At 66.7% G+C, this 1,965-nt stretch carries 1 protein-coding gene and 1 pseudogene; both read left to right on the forward strand.

The window, feature by feature from the left end:
- Nucleotides 1-207: pseudogene (locus tag IC66_RS42665) on the forward strand (acyl-CoA carboxylase subunit beta); the annotation flags it as partial.
- The coding region (locus tag IC66_RS0125445; RefSeq protein WP_038949542.1) for an acetyl-CoA carboxylase biotin carboxylase subunit at nt 204-1,965 on the forward strand (1,762 nt) is incomplete at its 3' end. The pseudogene IC66_RS42665 and the gene IC66_RS0125445, both read left to right, overlap by 4 nt.

The following is a 1,965-nucleotide window of genomic DNA, read 5'->3' on the forward strand; positions in this document are numbered from 1 at the left end:
AAGGAAAAACTCGACGCGATGAAGGCGCAAATCATCGGTGTGTTCGACGGCCAGATGGACGTGTTCTCCACCAGCGCCCGCGTGCTCGACGACGGCGTGATTGACCCGCGCGACACCCGCGCGGTCCTCTCCGAAGTGCTCGCGATCTGCCGCGAGGGTGACGCACGGACGCCCCAGCGCATGCAGTTTTCGGTGGCCCGCCCATGAGGAACGGATCAGTGCAGCACCGGCCGTTCTTCAGGGTCCTGGTCGCCAATCGTGGCGAGATCGCACTGCGCGTGATGCGCAGCGCGCGACAGCTGGGCCTCGGCGTCGTCGCGGTCTATTCGGATGCGGATCGCGACGCACTCCACGTGCAACAGGCCGACCAGGCCGTGCGCATCGGCGAAGCCCTGCCGGCGCAATCCTATCTCAACATCCCCGCGATCATCGCCGCGGCGAGAGCGAGCGGCGCAGATGCCGTTCATCCCGGCTATGGCTTCCTCGCCGAGAACGAGGATTTTGCGCAAGCCTGCAAGGATGCGGGTCTCGTCTTCATCGGTCCCTCGCCGCAGGCGATCGAGGCGATGGGCAACAAGGCCGGCGCCAAGGAGATCATGAAGAAGGCCGGCGTTCCCTGCGTGCCCGGCTATCAGGGCGCCGAGCAGGGTGACGAGGTCATGCTCGCGGAGGCCAAAAAGATCGGCTTCCCCGTGATGATCAAGGCGGTCGCCGGCGGCGGCGGTCGTGGCATGCGGCTCGTCATCGACGCGGCCTCGTTCCCTGATGCCCTGCGCAGCGCGCGATCGGAGGCGAAAGCGGCGTTCGGCGATCCCACCGTCATCCTCGAGCGCGCGATCCAGAACCCGCGCCACATCGAAATCCAGGTGTTCGGCGACAGCCACGGCAACGCCATCCATCTCGGCGAGCGCGACTGTTCGGTGCAGCGGCGGCACCAGAAGCTGATCGAGGAGGCACCGTCGCCCGCCGTGACGCCGGAGTTGCGCGCGAAAATGGGCGAGGTCGCGGTATCGGCGGTGAAGGCGCTGCGTTACGAGGGCGCCGGCACGCTGGAATTCCTGCTCGATGCGAGCGGCGCGTTCTACTTCATGGAGATGAACACGCGTCTCCAGGTCGAGCATCCCGTGACGGAGGCGATCACCGGGCTCGATCTGGTCGAGCTGCAGCTGCGCGTCGCGCGTGGCGAGCAATTGCCGGTGAAGCAGCAGGACATCAAGTTCTCCGGCCATGCCATCGAGGTGCGGCTCTGCTCGGAGGATGCCGGGCACGACTTCATGCCGCAGTCGGGCCGCATGGCGCGCTGGCAGGTGCCTGATGGCATCCGCGTCGAGCACGCGCTGCAATCGGGTTCGGAGATCCCGCCGTTCTACGATTCCATGATCGCCAAGGTGATCAGCCATGGCGCCACGCGCGAGGAGGCGAGGGGGCGGCTGGTCGTCGGCCTTGAGCAGCTCACGGCTTTCGGCGTGACGACTAATCAGGCGTTCCTGATGTCCTGCCTGCGTCATCCCGGCTTTGCCAAGGGTGAGGCGACGACAGCCTTCATCGGCGCGCATCGCGACGAGCTGCTGGCACCGCGCGCGAACGCGGCATTCGACATGGCGCTGGCGAGCCTGCTGCTCTACGTCACCAACCCGCGCACACCGTCATGGCAGGGCGGGCGGAGCCTCGCCGCCACCTTTCCGTTGCCAGCGAAAATCGAGATCGCCGGTCAGACATACGAACTCGAAGTCACGCGCGAGCGCGATGGTAGTTACACTGTCGCCGCCGACGGCCGGCAAGACAAGTTCGAGATCGACCAACTCGATTCCGACGCCGTCCGCTTCCGCCACGATGGCGTGATGGACAGCGCAAAGTTCTTGCGCGACGGCGACCGGCTCTACCTCCAGCACCGCGGCATCCCGCTCGCGGTCACCGATCTCACCCTCGCCGCGCCGAAGGCCGCCGCAGCCAACGGCGGGGACG

Origin of the sequence: Bradyrhizobium genomosp. III (genome assembly GCF_000261705.1) — a bacterium.
Classification (GTDB): Bacteria; Pseudomonadota; Alphaproteobacteria; order Rhizobiales; family Xanthobacteraceae; genus Bradyrhizobium; species Bradyrhizobium ottawaense.